The following is a 15,317-nucleotide window of genomic DNA, read 5'->3' on the forward strand; positions in this document are numbered from 1 at the left end:
GACTGCACAGCGGGGGGTGGACACCATTTTGGTTCGCCCCGCCCGCATTCAGGACGTCGCGGCCGCCGCCGGGGTCTCGGTCTCCACGGTGTCGAACGTCCTGAACCGGCCCGAGCGCGTCAACGCCCTCACCGCCGAGCGGGTCCGCGACGCGGTCGCCGCACTCGACTACGTCCCCCATCCGGGAGCCGCCGGTCTGCGGACCGGGCACTCGTCCTCCATCGGCCTGTGCTGCCCGACGTGGCCAACTCCTTCTACTCGCGCATCGCACGGGGCGCCGCGGACGCGGCGTACGACCACGGTTGTTCCCTCGTTCTCTGCGACAGCGGGGACGCGCCGGAGCGGGAGCAGGGCTACTTCACCATGCTCGTCGAGCAACGGGCCGTCGGCGCCGTGGTGGTTCCGCTCGGCGCCGACCCCACCCGGCTCACGCGGCTGCGCGAGCGCGGCATCCCGCTGGCGCTGGCGGACCGTGCGATGCCGGCCCAGGAGGGCTGTTCCGTCTCCGTCGACGACATCGCCGGCGGCCGGATCGCCGTGCAGCACCTCCTGGACCGCGGAGCCCGCGACATCCTCGTCGTCAACGGTGAGAACGCGGCGGAAAACCGGAACAGCCACCGGTCACGACCTCGAACACAGCCGCGGATCGTGCTCAGCCGCACGCTCCCAGGCCCGCTCGCCCGGGTCACGGAGACAGCGGAAGACCGGAACATACCGCCGGTCACGACCTCGAACAGCGCCGCGGATCGTGCTCAGCCGCACAGTCCCAGGCCCGCTCGCCCGGGTCACGATCGCCGCGCAGTCCGCTTCCTCGCCCCTGCGGCAGCCCGCGACGCGGCCGCCTTGAGGAGGCGGCGGAAGGTGGAGCATTCCATGTGGCTCGGCGCGGGGCAGGCAGCGGCGTGACGTAGCGAGTCGCGCAGAACGCCGAGTTCGCGGATCGTCCTGTCCAGCTCCTCCGCCTTGGCCGCGAGCACCTGCCGGTCGATGCGGGGCTGTCCGTCCGGCGCGAACATGCGCCCGATCTCGTCGAGCGAGAAACCGGCGGTGCGCCCTGCGCCGATCAGCGCCAGACGCTCCAGCACGCCGGGATCGTACTGGCGGCGCAGGCCCCGCCTGCCGATCGAGGCGATCAGGCCCTTCTCCTCGTAGAAACGCAGCGTCGAGGCGGGAACCCCGGCGCGGTGCGCCACCTCGGCGATGTCCAGGTCTGTCATCCTCTTGACCTCAAGTCGACTTGAAGTAGGACGGTGTCATCCCCACCCCGGCAAGGCAACCACAGGAGCAGAACATGAACGCCACGCGCAGGACCGACGACGAACAGGCGGCCCGCTGGAACGGGCCCGCCGCCCATGCCTGGGTCGACGCCCAGGCGGTGCTGGACGAGATGCTCAGGCCCTTCGAAGACCTGCTCGTCGAAGCGGCAGTCGCCGAACCCGCGCGTCACGTGCTCGACGTCGGCTGCGGTACGGGCGGCACCACCCTGGCCGTCGCGCGGCGACTGGGCGCGGAGGGCCGTTGCGTCGGCATCGACATTTCCGAGCCGATGGTCACCGCCGCCCGGGCGCGCGCCGAACGGGAGGGCGTCCAGGCTTCCTTCGTCCGCGCCGACGCGCAGGACCACGCGTTCGAGCCCGCCACCTTCGACACGGTCATCTCGCGCTTCGGCGTCATGTTCTTCAAGGACTTCGTCCGAGCCTTCACCAACCTGCGGCGTGCCGCGAGGGACGACGCCCGGCTCCGGTTCATCGCCTGGCGCGGCCCCGCGGAGAATCCGTTCATGACGACCGCCGAACGCGCCGCGGCCCCGTTGCTGCCGAACCTCCCCGCCCGCCGACCGGACGAGCCGGGCCAGTTCGCCTTCTCGGACGCCGGCAGGGTCCACCACATCCTGGAGGAGAGCGGCTGGACCGGCATCGACGTCCGGCCGATCGACGTGGCCTGCGCTCTGCCCGAGAAGGAACTGGTCGGTTACTTCACCCGGCTCGGTCCCGTCAGCCTCGTCCTGGGCGAGGCCGACGAGCGAACGCGACGGCGCGTCGTCGAGACGGTCCGCGCCGCCTTCGACCCCTTTGTGCAGGGCACGGAAGTCCGGTTCACAGCGGCCTGCTGGATGGTCGGTGCCCGAGCCTCGTCCGCGTCGTAGGGCGGGCAGCCCGCGTTCACGAAACTTTCGCGGCACCGGCAGCCCTTTCCCGAGCGCGGGTGACTGACGCATCCTCGATGCGAACACCTCCGATCAGACCGGGGCGGCGCCCCCATGAAAGGACCACATGACGCGGAAGAAGGCCCTGGTGGTCCGAGGCGGATGGGAGGGACACCAGCCGGTCAAGGCCACGGAGTTGTTCCTGCCCTTCCTCCAGCGCAACGGATACGACGTCCGGATCGAGGAGTCGACCGACGTCTACGCCGACGCCGCCGAGATGGCCGGCACCGACCTCGTCGTGCAGTGCGTCACGATGTCGGAGATCGCCGCGGAGCAGCTGTCGGGACTGAGCGCGGCGGTCGTGGCCGGCACCGGCTTCACCGGCTGGCACGGTGGCATCGCCGACTCGTTCCGCGCCTCCTCCGACTATCTCCACCTGGTGGGAGGCCAGTTCGCGACCCACCCGGGCAAGGAGCCGTGTGAACGCCGGGGGGACGCGGACGACAACTTCCTGCCGCACGTCGTCACCATCACGGAGCTCGGCCGCGAGCACCCCGTCACCGCGGGCATCGAGGATTTCGAGCTGAACACCGAGCAGTACTGGGTGCTCCACGACGACCTGAGCGACGTCCTGGCCACCACCACCCATCCGGCCCGGCCGTGGCAGCCCTGGCACCGGCCGGTCACCTCACCGGCGGTCTGGACCCGTCGGTGGGGCGCCGGGCGCATCGTGGTGACGACACCGGGGCACAGCCTCGACGTGCTCGAGCACCCCCAGGTCCGCACCATCATCGAAAGGGGCATGCTGTGGGCGACGCGCACCGCATCGGCGTCGTAGGTCTCGGAGTCATCTCCCGCGCGTACCTGAACACGCTCATCGGCCATCCCGCCGTACGCGTCACCGCGGTCGCCGACCTCGACGCCTCCCGGTCGGCCACGGTCGCCGCGGAACTGCCCGCCGCCGAGGCGCTGACCGTCGAGGAGTTGCTGAGCAGCCCGGACGTGGACACGGTGCTGAACCTCACCGTTCCCGCGGCCCACGCCGAGATCGCCCTCGGCGCCATCGGCCACGGCAAGAACGTCTACGGGGAGAAGCCGCTGGCCGCCACCCTCCTCGACGCCCACACCGTCATGGAGGCCGCCGCGAAGGCAGGAGTCGGTGTGGGGTGCGCGCCGGACACCGTCCTGGGCACCGGAATCCAGACGGCGCGGACGGCTGTGGAGGCGGGGAGCATCGGACGCCCCCTGTCCGCCTCGGCCGTCATGACCACCCCGGGACACGAACGCTGGCATCCCCACCCCGACTTCTACTACACCGCCGGGGGTGGCCCCCTGCTGGACATGGGGCCGTACTACCTGGCGTCCCTGGTCCACCTGCTCGGTCCGGTGCGAGCCGTGATCGGGGCGTCCAGCCGACTGCGCGCCGAGCGCGTCATCGGTTCCGGCCCGCGCGCGGGCGAGCGGATACCCGTCGAGGTGGACAGTCATGTCTCCGGTGTCCTCGAGCACGCGGACGGTGCCCTGACGACCATCACGACGAGCTTCGACGGCGTGACCACCACGGCGGCGCCGATCGAGGTCCACGGCGAGACGGGGACGCTCACGGTTCCGGATCCGAACCACTTCGACGGCGAGGTACGGCTCTTCGAACTCGGCGCCGAGCAGTGGCGCACGCTCCCGCCGTCGGCGGGCTACGTCGGTGGCGCACGGGGCATCGGTCTGCTCGACTTCATCACCGCCGACGAGCGGCGGCCGCCTCGCGCGAACGGCGACCTCGCCCTGCACGTGCTGGAGGCGATGAGCGCGCTCCTCCGCTCGTCGGCCGAGGGGCGCCGCATAGAGCTGACGACGTCGACGGCGCCGCCCGTCCCCGTCCCACTGACGGCCGCCGAGGAGTGGAGACGACGCTCCGCCCGCTGACGCACGCCGCCGTGCGGCCGAGGGGTGCGACCGCCGCCCTCAGCGCAAGGCCCCCTTGGTGGCGTCGGCGATGAACCCGCGGGCGAAGAAGGTGAACACCAGCACCAGCGGGATGACCGACAGCAGCACCCCGGCCATCACCATGCTGTAGTCGGTGGAGTGGCCGGCGTACAGCTGTGCCAGTGACACCTGGAGGGTGAGGCGGTCCGGGTTGACCAGCATCACCAGCGGCAGGATGTAGTCGTTCCACGCGGCGATGAAGGTGTAGATGCCGAGGAACGCCAGGGCCGGGCGGACGCACGGCAGCACCACGTGCCAGTACAGGCGGAAGAACCCGGCGCCCTCCATCCGGGCGGCGTCCAGCAGTTCGTCCGGGACGCCGCTGCTGGTGTACTGGCGCATCCAGAAGATGCCGAAGGCGTTGGCGGCGGCGGGCACGATGAGCGCCTGGAGGGTGCCCAGCCAGCCCAGCTGCACCATGATCTCGTACTGCGGGATGATCGCCAGCTGGGTCGGCAGGATGTACATCGCGAGCAGGAGGCCGAACAGGTACTTCTTGGCGGGGAAGTCGTACTTGGCGAAGGCGAAGGCCGCCAGGGAGTCGAAGAACAGCACCAGCAGGGTCGTCCCGACCGCCACGATCACCGTGTTGAACAGCGACCCGAAGAAGTCCATCTTGTCGAACAGGTGCTGGATGTTGGTTCCCAGGTTGGAACCGAACCACAGCTTCGGCGGGTAGCTGTAGATGTCCTGCGAGGTGTTCGTCGCCATGACGATGATCCAGTAGAACGGGAACACCGAGATGACGACACCGGTCATCAGGATGAGATGGACGCTCAGCCCGCGGACGCGCTTGCGGTTCTGGCTGTTCACGGCCGTCGCTCCTTACGCTGCACCAGGCGCCAGTTGATGGTGACGATGAGCAGGATCAGCAGGAAGAAGGCCCAGACGATCGCGGCCCCGTAGCCGAAGTCGTTGTTGTCGAAGGCCTGGTGGTAGAAGTACAGCAGCGTGGTCAGACCCGCCTGGCCCGGCCCGCCGGAGTTGGGGTTGGTGGAGGCCTCACTGCCGAACAGCACCTGTGGTTCGGTGAAGCTCTGCAGGCCGGTGACGGTGGAGATCACCACGGTGAACAGGATGATGGGCCGCAGCATCGGGATCGTGATGGAGACGAGGATCCGTGCCGGGCCGGCCCCGTCCATCTTGGCCGCCTCGTAGATTTCCGAGGGGATGGCCTGGAGGCCGGCCAGGTAGATGATGGCGTTGTAGCCGGTCCACTGCCAGGTCATCAGAGCCGCGATCACCAGCTTGATCGTCCACTCGTTGCTCATCCACGGCACGGCCGACAGGTGCACCGACTTCAGGATGGCGTTGATCAGGCCGAAGTTGTTGCTGAAGACCGCGCCGAAGAAGATCGCGATGGCCACCAGCGAGGTGATGCTGGGGATGAACAGGGCGATCCGGTAGAAGGCCGTGAGGCGCTTGGTGGAGTTCACCAGCACCGCGAGCACGAGTGCCAGCAGGAGCATCGGCACGGTGGACAGCACCCAGATGACGAGGGTGTTGCGGACGGACAGCCAGAACACCGGGTCGTCCCACAGGAAGCGGAACTGCTGGAACCCGACGAACTGCATGTCCCCGATGCCGTCCCACTTCTGGAACGCCAGATACACGGTGTAGAGCACCGGGAAGAGCATGAAGACCGAGAAGAGCAAGTAGTACGGCGAGATGGCCAGGTACTGCGGCCAGTACCTGGCGGCCTTCCGCCTCGGCCCGCGCCGAGCCCCGGCCGACACCGGCCGGACCCGGCGGCCGTGCCGGCCCGGACCGCGCGGGCGGTCCGGGGCCGGCCGGCCGGCGGGCCCGGTGTCGGGTCCGGAGGACGGTCCGGTCGCGGCCGGGCCGGCTACCGGGCTTGACGACATGTCACTTCACTCCCTGACGCTGGGCGATCTGCTTGGCCTGGCTGACGGCGTCCTTCCAGGCGGCGTCGGGGTCCTTGCCCTTGGCCTCGACGCTGGTCAGCTCGCTGAAGAAGGGCGCCGAGACCGCCGCGTCGGCCGGGGCCTCGTAGACGGAGGGGATCTTCTCGGCCGCCGGGCCGAAGATCTCGATGGTCTTCTGACCGCCGAAGAAGGGGTCGCCGCCGGTCAGCGCCGGCAGCTTGTACGCGGCCGGGGCGGTCGGGAACAGGGCCGCGTCGGTGAAGCCGCGGGCCTGGTTCTCGGGGCTGAGGATCCAGCTGATGATCTTGAAGGCCTCTTCGGGGTTGCCGCAGGTCGCGGGCAGGGCCAGGAAGGACCCGCCGAGGTTGGACGGTCCGCTCGGCAGGCCCGCCACCCGCCACTTGCCCTTGGTGCCCGGGGCGGCGTTGGTGATGTCCAGCGCGTGCCAGGCGGCGCCCAGTTCGGTGCCCAGGGTGCCGCCGCTGACGGCGGCGTTCCAGGTGTTGTCGTTGATCTTCGCGTCGATGCCGAGGGTGTAGGGCTTCACGGAGGTGGTCCAGGCGGCGCGGATGTGGTCCTGGTCGCCGATGAACTTGTTGTCCTCGTCGATGAACCGCTGGGTGCCCTGGCCGATGATCATCGAGAAGACGGCGCCGATGTTGTTGATCAGGAAGGTCTTCGGCAGGGCCTTGTGCAGTTCGACGCCGGCCTGGAAGTAGTCGTCCCAGGTGGACAGCTGGGAGGAGACCTCGGCGGGGTCGGTGGGCAGCCCCGCCTTCGCGAAGAGGTCCTCGCGGTAGTACATGGCGCAGGGGCCGATGTCGATCGGGAAGCCGATGAGCTTGCCGTCCTGGCTGGTGGCCTGCTTCAGCTTCCACGACAGGTACTGCGGGACCAGCTTGTCCGCGCCGACGGTCTTCAGGTCGATGAACCGGTCGGCGTTGGGCAGGAACGAGGCGATGTCCTCGCCCTTGATGCCGGTGATGTCCGGGGCGGACTGCGCGGCCCTCAGACCGGTGAGCAGCTTGGTCTTGAAGTCGCCGCCGACCATGGAGGTCTTGAGGCTGATGTCGGAGGAGAAGTGCTTCCTGGCGTCCGCGACGACCTTGTCGCTCAGGCCGCCGGACCAGTACCAGAGGGTCAGGTCCTTGTCCTTGCCGCCGCTCGTCTCGGCGCCGCCGCCGCACGCTGCGGTGGCACCTGCCGCAGCGGCCGTCAGTACGGCGGCCTGAAGGAATCGTCTACGGGAAAGGTCCACGGTCTTCTCCTGGTGTTCGACGTGTCCGGCTGGGACCCGTGAAGTCATGGGCGGTGGCGGGGAAAGGGGAGGTCCGGATGGCTGAAGGGCGACGGTGGCCGGCGAGCGCACCTCGCTGCCCGGATGTGTGACCTTGGTCTTCTCAGACGGTGCCGACGCGTGAATGGCGGCGAAAAGCGCCGTTGATCCGCTTCGGCCGACCGGAGTGGGGCCCGAGCCCGGCTCGAATTACGCAAGAGAGTGCACCCAGTGCGCGGTTTTGACAAGAGTCAAGCAGCGATCGAGACATTGCTGCGCAGGTTTGCTTGAGTTTGGCGAGTTCGCGAGTATGGTCGGCGCCATGCTCCCTGACCGAAGACATGAGCTGATCCTCCGCGTCCTGCGCGCAGACGGTCCCACCAGCGTGACCTTCCTCGCCGAGAAGGTAGGGGCGAGCCAGGCCACGATCCGGCGTGACCTCGTACAACTGGAGGACGAGGGACTGCTCAAACGCGTCTACGGCGGCGCCGCCCCCCTCCTCGGCGAGGACGACCCGTTCGCCGACGTGGCCGCGGTCCGGGTCGAGGCCAAGGACGCGCTGGCCGCGTGGTGCGCAGAACTCGTCAAGGACGGCGAGACGCTCCTGCTCGACATTGGCACCACGGCCCACCGGGTCGCCCGCCATCTGCACGGCCGGTCCCTGACCGTGATCACCAGCAACCTGGCCGTCTACGAGGAACTCCAGGACGACAAGGGCATCCAGCTGATCCTGCTGGGCGGCGTGGTCCGGCGCGACTACCGCTCGCTGGTGGGCTTCCTCACCGAGGACAATCTGCGGCAGATCCACGCCGACCGGCTGTTCCTCGGCACCAGCGGGGTCCGCCCCGACGGCCAGGTGCTGGACACCACGGCCGTCGAAGTGCCCGTCAAGCGGGCGATGATCGCCGCCAGCGCCCAGGTGGTGCTGGTCGCGGACGCGGGCAAGTTCCCCGGCACCGGGATGGCCCGGGTGTGCGGGCCGCAGGAGCTCGACGTCGTGGTGACCAACTCCGAGGCGGACGCGAAGACCTGTGCCCGGCTGCGCGAGGCGGGAGTCGAGGTGGTCGGAGTATGAAACTCACGCTCCTGGGCGGCGGCGGCTTCCGGGTCCCGCTGGTCTACCGGGCGCTGCTGGGCGACCACGGCGAAGGACGCGTCACCGAGCTGGCCCTGTACGACCTGGACGCCTCCCGGCTGGCGACCATCCGCAAGGTCCTCGCCGACCAGTCCGCCGGGCACCGCCACCCGCCCGCCGTCACCGTCACCACCGACCTCGACGAGGCGGTCACCGGAGCCGACTTCGTGTTCTCGGCCATCCGCGTCGGCGGGCTCGCCGGGCGCGCGGCGGACGAGCGGATCGCCCTGGAGGAGGACGTACTGGGCCAGGAGACCGTCGGTGCGGGCGGCATCTCCTTCGGGTTGCGCACCATCCCGGTGGCCACCGCCATCGCCCGCCGCATCGCCGCCCTGGCACCCGACGCCTGGGTCATCAACTTCACCAACCCCGTCGGCATGGTCACCGAGGCCATGACCGCCCACCTCGGCGACCGCGTGATCGGGATCTGCGACTCCCCCGTGGGCCTCGGCCGCCGGGTGGCCGGCACGCTCGGCGCCGACCCGGCCCACGTCCGCCTGGACTACGTGGGCCTGAACCACCTGGGCTGGCTGTGCGGCCTGTACGCCGGCGGCCGGGACCTGCTGCCGTCCCTGTTCGAGGACGAGGCGGCGCTGACCTCGTTCGAGGAGGGCAAGCTCTTCGGCGCCGACCTGCTGCGCACACTCGGCGCGCTGCCCAACGAATACCTGCACTACTACTACTTCAACCGCGAGTCGGTCCGCGCCGCCCGGGCCGCCGAACAGACCCGCGGTGCCTTCCTCCACTCCCAGCAGCAGCGCTTCTACGACGCCATGGGCACCGCCGACGGCCCGCCCGTACCCCGCGCCGCCTGGAACGCCTGGGACGCCACCCGCCTGGAACGCGAGACCACGTACATGGCCGAGAACCGTGATGCCGTCGGCATGGGCGAACGGGACTCCTGCGACCTGGAATCCGGCGGATACGAGCAGGTGGCCCTCTCCCTCATGCGGGCCATCGCCCGGGACGAGCGCACCACCCTCATCCTCAACGTCCGGGGCCGCGGCCGGATCCCCGTCCTCGACGACGACGCCGTCATCGAGGTTCCCTGCCACGTGGACGCCAACGGCGCCCGCCCCATCGCCGGAGCCCCGTTGCCCGACCACGGCACCGGCCTGGTGTGCTCGGTGAAGGCGGCCGAACGCTCGGTCATCCACGCCGCCGGCACCGGCGAACGCACCCAGGCGGTCAAGGCGCTCACCATCCACCCACTGATCGACTCGTACGCCGTCGCCGAACGCCTGCTGGACGCCTACCAGCGCCACTTCCCGGAACTTGCCTACCTGCGCCGCTGAGCCGCCCCCCGATCCCGGAGCGCCACCCTGAACTGCCTGGTAGCGATGCCACCAGCACAAAGCGCATCTGGATGACTTCCGGCAAGCACTTCAGGCTCGGTGGGACAAGCAGTGAGTGACTGGAGGCAGAAGATGCGTGTTGTGATCATGGGTGGAACGTCCGGCATCGGCCTGGCGGCGGCGGAGAAACTGACGGCGGCCGGAGCCGAGGTGATCGTCACCGGACGCGTCGCGGAGAAGCTGGCAGCGGTGAAGGAGCGGGTCGCTGGCGCCGAGCAGGTGGACGGCACCGACCAGACCGCCGTGGCCCGGTTCTTCGATGGTGTCGGCTCCTTCGACCACCTGGTGCTCGCCTTCAGCCCGGGCGCGCTCGGCCTCGGCCCGCTGGCCGGAGTGAGCCTCGCCGACATCAAGGGTGCCTTCGACGGCAAGCTGTTCGCCTACCTGTCCGCCATTCAGAAGGCGCAGGTCACCGGTTCGGTCACGGTGGTCTCCGCCGCCACCGCGCGCGCCGCCGCCCCCGGCACGGTGACGTTGGCCGCGGTCAACGGTGCCCTCGAGCGCATCGTCCCGCCGCTTGCCGCCGAGCTCTCGCCGGTGCGCGTCAACGCCGTGGCGCCGGGCGCGGTGGACACGCCCTGGTGGTCCTTCGTGCCCGAGGAGGCACGCGAGGGCCAGTTCACCGAGATGGTGAAGGACCTGCCGGTCAAGCGGATCGGGAAGCCCGGCGACCTGGCGGACGCGATCGCGTACCTCATCGGCGCGAGCTATGTGACCGGCACGATCCTTCCGGTCGACGGCGGGTTCACCGTCGCCTGACCGCGTGCTGCCCTGAGAACCGGCCCGCTCCCCCGAGCCCGGCCGCGCCGCCGTACAAGTGGACGACGATCAGCCCCTGTTCGTGGCAGTGTCCGCCACAGCGCGGGGCGATCCGCCGGCCCGTGGCGAGGGACTCGGCCACAGCCTGCTCCGTCGGCGCGCGGCCGGTCAGTCCGCCCGCTCCTCCAGAAGCTTCTCCAGGCGCCGCTCCAGGTCGGACCCGGGGTTCACGAGATAGGCCACGAGGGTCTTGTCGTCGTCCGCGACATGCATCTTGATGTACTCGAGCTCGATCACACCGAGGCGCGGATGGTTGACCGTGCGCGATTTGGGGACGAACGGTGCCAGCTCCTTGAGCTGCCACAGCCGGGAGAAGTCCGGGCTGGAATCCGCCAGCTCGTTCAGGAGCACGACGACGTCGGGATCGAGAATGCGCTCGCCCACCTGGGTGCGGAACAGCGCAAGGGCGTACGAGGCCTCCTCCTCCCAGTTCTGGGACATGGCCCTGACCTCGGGTGAGGTGAAGGTGAGCCACAGGACGTTGCGCCGCCGGGGCGGCAGGGCGCCCAGGTCGCCGTAGAGCAGCTCGCACCCCTGGTTCCAGGCCAGGATGTCGAAGCGCCGGTTGACGATGAACGCGGGATTCGGGTTCAGGTGGGTGAGCAGCAGCTCGTACTGCCGGGGGAGAGCGGCGCTCGGCAGGACGTCACTGGGCGGGACCTCACCGGCGAGCCGGAACAGGTGGTCGCGCTCGACCTGGTCGAGGTCGAGCGCCGTCGCGAGACTGCCGAGCACCTGCCTCGATACCTTGATCTCCCTGGCCTGCTCCAGCCACGTGTACCAGGTGATGCTCAGCCCGGCCAGAGTGGCCACCTCTTCGCGTCGCAGACCTGGTGTGCGCCGGTGACCGACGACGCGCAGACCCGCGTCCTCGGGTTTGCGACGCTCGCGCCGACTGCGGATGAACTGGGCGAGCTCGCGCCGCTGTTCCTGCGTGGCCACCTGATCCCCCTCCTCTTCCGTCCCCGTCGACCAGCCTGATTTCGCCACCCCGAACACGGCACCGACGTTGAGCTCCGGAAAGGAACGAACAAGCCAACAGGCCGCCGAACAAGGGCAGATGAGGGCTGCGATGCACATGAGTCGAGTCGGGGAGAATAACGTGGGCGTCCACGACGGTGTTCCACGGTTCTCGTGGTTCTCACTACGTACACACAGGAGCGTCCATGACTGATGAGGCAGAGAACTCCGAGCAGGAGGCGCTCTCCAAGATCGATACCACTGTGCCGCAGTCGGCCCGCATTTGGAACTACTGGTTGGGAGGGAAGGACAACTACGAAGTCGACCGTGTGGCCGGTGACGCGTTCCGCGAGACCTTCCCCGGAATCGAGACCGGAGCCCGTGCCGCCCGGTACTTCCTCGCCCGCGCCGTGCGTCATCTGGCCGCCGAGGAGGGCATCCGGCAGTTCCTGGACATCGGCACCGGGCTGCCCAACGTGGACAACACCCACCAGATCGCCCAGCGGGTGGCCCCTGAAAGCCGGATCGTCTACGTCGACAACGACCCCTTGGTGCTGGCACACGCCCGCGCGCTGCTCACCAGCACCCCGGAAGGCGTCACCAACTACGTCGACGCCGACCTGCGCGAGCCGAGCACCATCGTGCGGGAAGCCGCGAAGACGCTGGACTTCGACCGGCCCGTCGCTCTCATGCTGATGGGCATCCTGGGCCATATCGAGGACTACGACGAGGCGCGCTCGATCGTGCGGCAACTGGTGGACGCACTGCCGTCCGGCAGCTACCTCGTGCAGTACGACAGCACGAACACCAGTGAGTCCTACGTCGAGGCCATCCAGCAGTACAACGAGGGCGGCTCGATCCCATACATCCTTCGCAGCCCCGAGCAGATCGCGCGCTACTTCGACGGTCTGGAACTGCTCGAACCGGGCGTGACGTCGTGCTCGCGCTGGCGTCCTGACGCCGACGCCTGGGGCCTGCCCGCGGAGGTGCATCAGTACGGCGGTGTCGCCCTCAAACGCTGAAACCCGTCGGCTGCCGGTCCACGTCCCGGATCAGGTCTCCTGAAGGATGCGATGGAGGATCGTCGGCGTCTCGTCCGGTGATTCGGCTTCGACCACCAAGCGGTTCATGACATCCCAGTAGCGCTCGATCTCGGACGGCCTGTCGGGATAGAGGGCAGTGACGAGCTGTTCGAGGTAGACGATGTCGGGCAACTGACCGCCGGGCAGGCGCAGGATGGTGACCGGACCGCTTTCCGCGGTGTGGCCGCCGGCGAGGAACGGCATGACCTGGATGGTGACCTGCGGCAGTCGGCAGATCTCGATGAGGTGCTTGAGCTGGGCGCGCATCGTGCTGATGCCGCCCACCGGGCGACGCAGGGCCGCCTCGTCGATCACGGCCCAGAGCTGGGCCGCCGGCTGCCGGTGCAGGATCCGCTGACGAGTCATCCGCAACGTGACGCGCCGCTCGGTCTCCTCAGCACCGGCACCGGGGTGGGCGAGCCGGACGGCGGCACGCGCATAGTCGGGGGTCTGCAATAAGGCGGGAACCCGTTGGACCTCGAAGCAGCGGATGAGATGCGCCGCCTGTTCGGCCCCGAGGTAGGCCTGCATCCAGACGGGCACCACGTCGTTGTACTGCTGCCACCAGGCGGTGGTGTTGGCCTGCTCGGCCAAGGCAAGCAGGGTGGCGCGTTCGGCCTCGTCCGTGACGCCGTAGAGAGTGAGCAGATCGGCCACGTCACGCAGCTTGAACCCGTGGCGACCGGCCTCCAGTCGGCTGATCTTGGACCGGGAGGCGCGGATGACCTGGCCCGCGGCCTCACGCGAGATGTGCTGCTCCTCCCGGAGCCTGCGCAGCCGTGCGCCCAGCACCAGACGCGGCATCATGGGGCCGGCCGACGGACCGTCCAAGACTTCGCTGCCGGACGGTGTATGTGCGGCCCCTTTGGCGCCCATGGCCATTCTCCCTGCGCTGAACCCAACTCCGCACGCGTACAAGCGCTGCGGCTCGCCATCCTAGGGGGCTGCCGGGTGCAGGATCTCCGAGTCGTGGGAATGATCTTTGCCTTCGCCACTGCCAACCCAGAAACGCCCGATGCCCACTTCGCCGAGCGGTGCGGCGAACACGTCGGCCCGCAGGTGCGGGGCAAGAACGGCCGCCCCCCGCGTCGCCGCTCGACGGGGTGTCGGCCAACCACGGCAACGATGACGAGGAGTACCGCGGTCCGGTCCAAACTCCCGGCCTGAAGCCGCTGACCGCCCGCTGGAGAGCCAAGCAGGACTACGGCCTCTCGGCATTCAAGGCCGGGTCGCGGAGCGTGCGTTCACTCATCCGCACTCGTTCCGCCACCTGCGGATCCGCTCGGAGAGACGCGACGACACCCACGAAACGCCCCTGGTCGAGGGGAGGCCCTGTTCACCGTGGCGAATCCCAGCCGGCCCTCGAACCCTCTCGCGACCAGGTACCCGTCAACGCCCTTGCCCCGCCACCGGCTCCCCCCTAGCCTGAGTTTGTGCCGCTAATAAACAAAACCCGAACGCACAACGCCGTGCCGGGCAACCCCCTCAGCCGGCTCCGCATCGCCCTCACCGTCTTCTTCGCCCTCGACGGCTTCATCTTCGCCGGCTGGGTCGTCCGCATCCCCGCGATCAAGGAGCAGACCAACGCCTCCGCCAGCGCCCTCGGACTCGCCCTCCTCGGCGTCTCCGCCGGCGCCGTGCTCACGATGATGCTCACCGGCCGCCTCTGCCGCCGCTACGGCACCCACCCCGTGACCGTGATCTGCGGCGTCCTGCTCTCCCTCAGCATCGCCCTGCCGCCGCTCACCCACTCGGCACTGACACTCGGCGCCGTCCTCTTCCTCTTCGGCATGGCATACGGAGGCATCAACGTCGCGTTCAACAGCGCGGCCGTCGACCTGGTCAGGGCCCTGCACCGCCCCATCATGTCCAGCTTCCACGCCGCCTTCAGCCTCGGCGGCATGATCGGCGCCGGACTCGGCGCGCTGGTCGCCGGCGCCCTGTCCCCCACCCAGCACCTGCTCGGCCTCACCGCGATCGGGCTGGTCGTCACCCTCTTCGCGGGCCGCACCCTGCTGCGGATCCAGCCCCCGGCGCCATCGGACAACGCCCCACAGCCATCGGAGAGCGCACTGCGGAAGGAGTCCGCGCCACGCCGCCTGAACACGCGCACCCGCGGACTCGTCATCACCTTCGGACTGATCGCCCTGTGCACGGCCTACGGGGAGGGAGCCATGGCCGACTGGAGCGCTCTGCACCTGGAACAGGACCTGGACGCCTCCCCGGGCATCGCGGCCATCGGTTACTCCTGCTTCGCGCTCGCCATGACCATCGGCCGCCTGACCGGCACCAGGCTGCTCGAGCGCCTGGGCCAGACCCGCACCCTGGTGGCCGGCGGCACGACCGCCGCGATCGGCATGCTCCTCGGCGCCCTCGCCCCCTCCCTGTGGGCAGCGCTCCTCGGTTTCGTGATCACCGGGCTCGGCCTCGCCAACCTCTTCCCCGTCGCGGTCGAGCGCGCCGGCACGCTGGCCGGCCCCGACGGAGTCGCGATCGCATCCACCCTCGGCTACGGCGGCATGCTCCTGGGACCGCCCGCCATCGGGTTCATGGCGGACTGGTTCTCGCTTCCCGCCGCCCTCACCAGTGTCGCGGCCCTGGCCGCCACGGCAGCCGTCATCGGCTTCGTCACACGACGTGCGGCAGAGCGCTGATCCCCGAGTTCCTCGCCCCTGTTC

General features: G+C 69.4%; 14 protein-coding genes and 1 pseudogene. 9 read left to right on the top strand and 6 right to left on the bottom strand.

Annotated elements, in window-relative coordinates; all coding sequences use genetic code 11:
* Positions 1–16: 16 nt before the first annotated feature.
* A pseudogene (locus tag QFZ76_RS07140) lies at positions 17–591 on the top strand (LacI family DNA-binding transcriptional regulator); the annotation flags it as partial.
* Positions 592–785: 194 nt separating this feature from the next.
* Here QFZ76_RS07140 and QFZ76_RS07145 read toward each other — a convergent pair.
* Entirely contained in the window at positions 786–1,217 is a 432-nt protein-coding gene (locus tag QFZ76_RS07145; RefSeq protein ID WP_307672913.1) for a helix-turn-helix domain-containing protein, read from the bottom strand.
* Positions 1,218–1,291: 74 nt separating this feature from the next.
* Here QFZ76_RS07145 and QFZ76_RS07150 point away from each other — a divergent pair, with 74 nt between their 5' ends.
* The 3 genes from QFZ76_RS07150 (at position 1,292) to QFZ76_RS07160 (ending at position 4,066) form a co-directional block, all read left to right on the top strand.
* A complete protein-coding gene (locus QFZ76_RS07150; protein ID WP_307672914.1) occupies positions 1,292–2,146 on the top strand; it encodes a class I SAM-dependent methyltransferase in 855 nt (284 codons plus the stop codon).
* Between the two features lie 127 nt (positions 2,147–2,273).
* Positions 2,274–2,984 (top strand): ThuA domain-containing protein, encoded by a 711-nt coding sequence (locus tag QFZ76_RS07155; protein ID WP_307672915.1) that lies wholly within the window; start codon positions 2,274–2,276, stop codon positions 2,982–2,984.
* Positions 2,954–4,066, top strand: coding sequence for a Gfo/Idh/MocA family protein (locus QFZ76_RS07160; RefSeq protein WP_307672916.1), 1,113 nt, complete (start codon positions 2,954–2,956; stop codon positions 4,064–4,066). The genes QFZ76_RS07155 and QFZ76_RS07160 overlap by 31 nt, the downstream gene beginning before the upstream one ends.
* Positions 4,067–4,105: 39 nt before the next feature.
* Here QFZ76_RS07160 and QFZ76_RS07165 read toward each other — a convergent pair whose 3' ends face one another.
* From QFZ76_RS07165 to QFZ76_RS07175, 3 genes are read right to left on the bottom strand one after another with little or no spacing between them, the layout of a single operon-like run.
* A complete protein-coding gene (locus tag QFZ76_RS07165; protein WP_307679952.1) occupies positions 4,106–4,885 on the bottom strand; it encodes a carbohydrate ABC transporter permease in 780 nt (259 codons plus the stop codon).
* Positions 4,886–4,935: 50 nt separating this feature from the next.
* A complete protein-coding gene (locus tag QFZ76_RS07170) occupies positions 4,936–5,991 on the bottom strand; it encodes a carbohydrate ABC transporter permease (RefSeq protein WP_307672917.1) in 1,056 nt (351 codons plus the stop codon).
* A 1-nt stretch (position 5,992) separates the two neighbouring features.
* A complete protein-coding gene (locus QFZ76_RS07175; RefSeq protein ID WP_307672918.1) occupies positions 5,993–7,270 on the bottom strand; it encodes an extracellular solute-binding protein in 1,278 nt (425 codons plus the stop codon).
* 340 nt (positions 7,271–7,610) lie between these two features.
* Here QFZ76_RS07175 and QFZ76_RS07180 point away from each other — a divergent pair, with 340 nt between their 5' ends.
* The 3 genes from QFZ76_RS07180 (at position 7,611) to QFZ76_RS07190 (ending at position 10,537) form a co-directional block, all read left to right on the top strand.
* Positions 7,611–8,363, top strand: coding sequence for a DeoR/GlpR family DNA-binding transcription regulator (locus QFZ76_RS07180; RefSeq protein WP_307672919.1), 753 nt, complete (start codon positions 7,611–7,613; stop codon positions 8,361–8,363).
* Positions 8,360–9,718 (top strand): 6-phospho-beta-glucosidase, encoded by a 1,359-nt coding sequence (locus QFZ76_RS07185; RefSeq protein ID WP_307672920.1) that lies wholly within the window; start codon positions 8,360–8,362, stop codon positions 9,716–9,718. The genes QFZ76_RS07180 and QFZ76_RS07185 overlap by 4 nt, the downstream gene beginning before the upstream one ends.
* Positions 9,719–9,850: 132 nt before the next feature.
* Positions 9,851–10,537, top strand: coding sequence for an SDR family oxidoreductase (locus QFZ76_RS07190; protein WP_307672921.1), 687 nt, complete (start codon positions 9,851–9,853; stop codon positions 10,535–10,537).
* Between the two features lie 168 nt (positions 10,538–10,705).
* Here QFZ76_RS07190 and QFZ76_RS07195 read toward each other — a convergent pair whose 3' ends face one another.
* Complete coding sequence (locus QFZ76_RS07195; protein WP_307672922.1) at positions 10,706–11,539, bottom strand: helix-turn-helix transcriptional regulator; 834 nt, start codon at positions 11,537–11,539, stop codon at positions 10,706–10,708.
* Positions 11,540–11,763: 224 nt separating this feature from the next.
* On the opposite strand from QFZ76_RS07195, the gene QFZ76_RS07200 reads away from it, so the two are divergent.
* Complete coding sequence (locus QFZ76_RS07200) at positions 11,764–12,579, top strand: SAM-dependent methyltransferase (protein WP_307672923.1); 816 nt, start codon at positions 11,764–11,766, stop codon at positions 12,577–12,579.
* A gap of 30 nt (positions 12,580–12,609) precedes the next feature.
* Here the strand turns inward: QFZ76_RS07200 and QFZ76_RS07205 are convergent, their stop codons facing one another.
* Positions 12,610–13,515, bottom strand: coding sequence for a helix-turn-helix transcriptional regulator (locus QFZ76_RS07205; RefSeq protein ID WP_307672924.1), 906 nt, complete (start codon positions 13,513–13,515; stop codon positions 12,610–12,612).
* 593 nt (positions 13,516–14,108) lie between these two features.
* On the opposite strand from QFZ76_RS07205, the gene QFZ76_RS07210 reads away from it, so the two are divergent.
* A complete protein-coding gene (locus QFZ76_RS07210; protein ID WP_307672925.1) occupies positions 14,109–15,293 on the top strand; it encodes an MFS transporter in 1,185 nt (394 codons plus the stop codon).
* Positions 15,294–15,317: the final 24 nt, after the last annotated feature.

This window comes from Streptomyces sp. V4I2 (assembly GCF_030817655.1).
In the GTDB taxonomy this organism is placed as follows: Bacteria; Actinomycetota; Actinomycetes; order Streptomycetales; family Streptomycetaceae; genus Streptomyces; species Streptomyces plumbiresistens.

What these genes read in the sequence shown, in the direction of transcription:
- QFZ76_RS07145 (WP_307672913.1), bottom strand. Translation starts at nt 1,217, where the DNA reads ATGACAGACCTGGACATCGCCGAGGTGGCGCACCGCGCCGGGGTTCCC.
- QFZ76_RS07185 (WP_307672920.1), top strand. Translation starts at nt 8,360, where the DNA reads ATGAAACTCACGCTCCTGGGCGGCGGCGGCTTCCGGGTCCCGCTGGTC.
- QFZ76_RS07190 (WP_307672921.1), top strand. Translation starts at nt 9,851, where the DNA reads ATGCGTGTTGTGATCATGGGTGGAACGTCCGGCATCGGCCTGGCGGCG.
- QFZ76_RS07205 (WP_307672924.1), bottom strand. Translation starts at nt 13,515, where the DNA reads ATGGGCGCCAAAGGGGCCGCACATACACCGTCCGGCAGCGAAGTCTTG.
- QFZ76_RS07165 (WP_307679952.1), bottom strand. Translation starts at nt 4,885, where the DNA reads ATGACCGGTGTCGTCATCTCGGTGTTCCCGTTCTACTGGATCATCGTC.
- QFZ76_RS07150 (WP_307672914.1), top strand. Translation starts at nt 1,292, where the DNA reads ATGAACGCCACGCGCAGGACCGACGACGAACAGGCGGCCCGCTGGAAC.
- QFZ76_RS07170 (WP_307672917.1), bottom strand. Translation starts at nt 5,991, where the DNA reads ATGTCGTCAAGCCCGGTAGCCGGCCCGGCCGCGACCGGACCGTCCTCC.
- QFZ76_RS07155 (WP_307672915.1), top strand. Translation starts at nt 2,274, where the DNA reads ATGACGCGGAAGAAGGCCCTGGTGGTCCGAGGCGGATGGGAGGGACAC.
- QFZ76_RS07200 (WP_307672923.1), top strand. Translation starts at nt 11,764, where the DNA reads ATGACTGATGAGGCAGAGAACTCCGAGCAGGAGGCGCTCTCCAAGATC.
- QFZ76_RS07180 (WP_307672919.1), top strand. Translation starts at nt 7,611, where the DNA reads ATGCTCCCTGACCGAAGACATGAGCTGATCCTCCGCGTCCTGCGCGCA.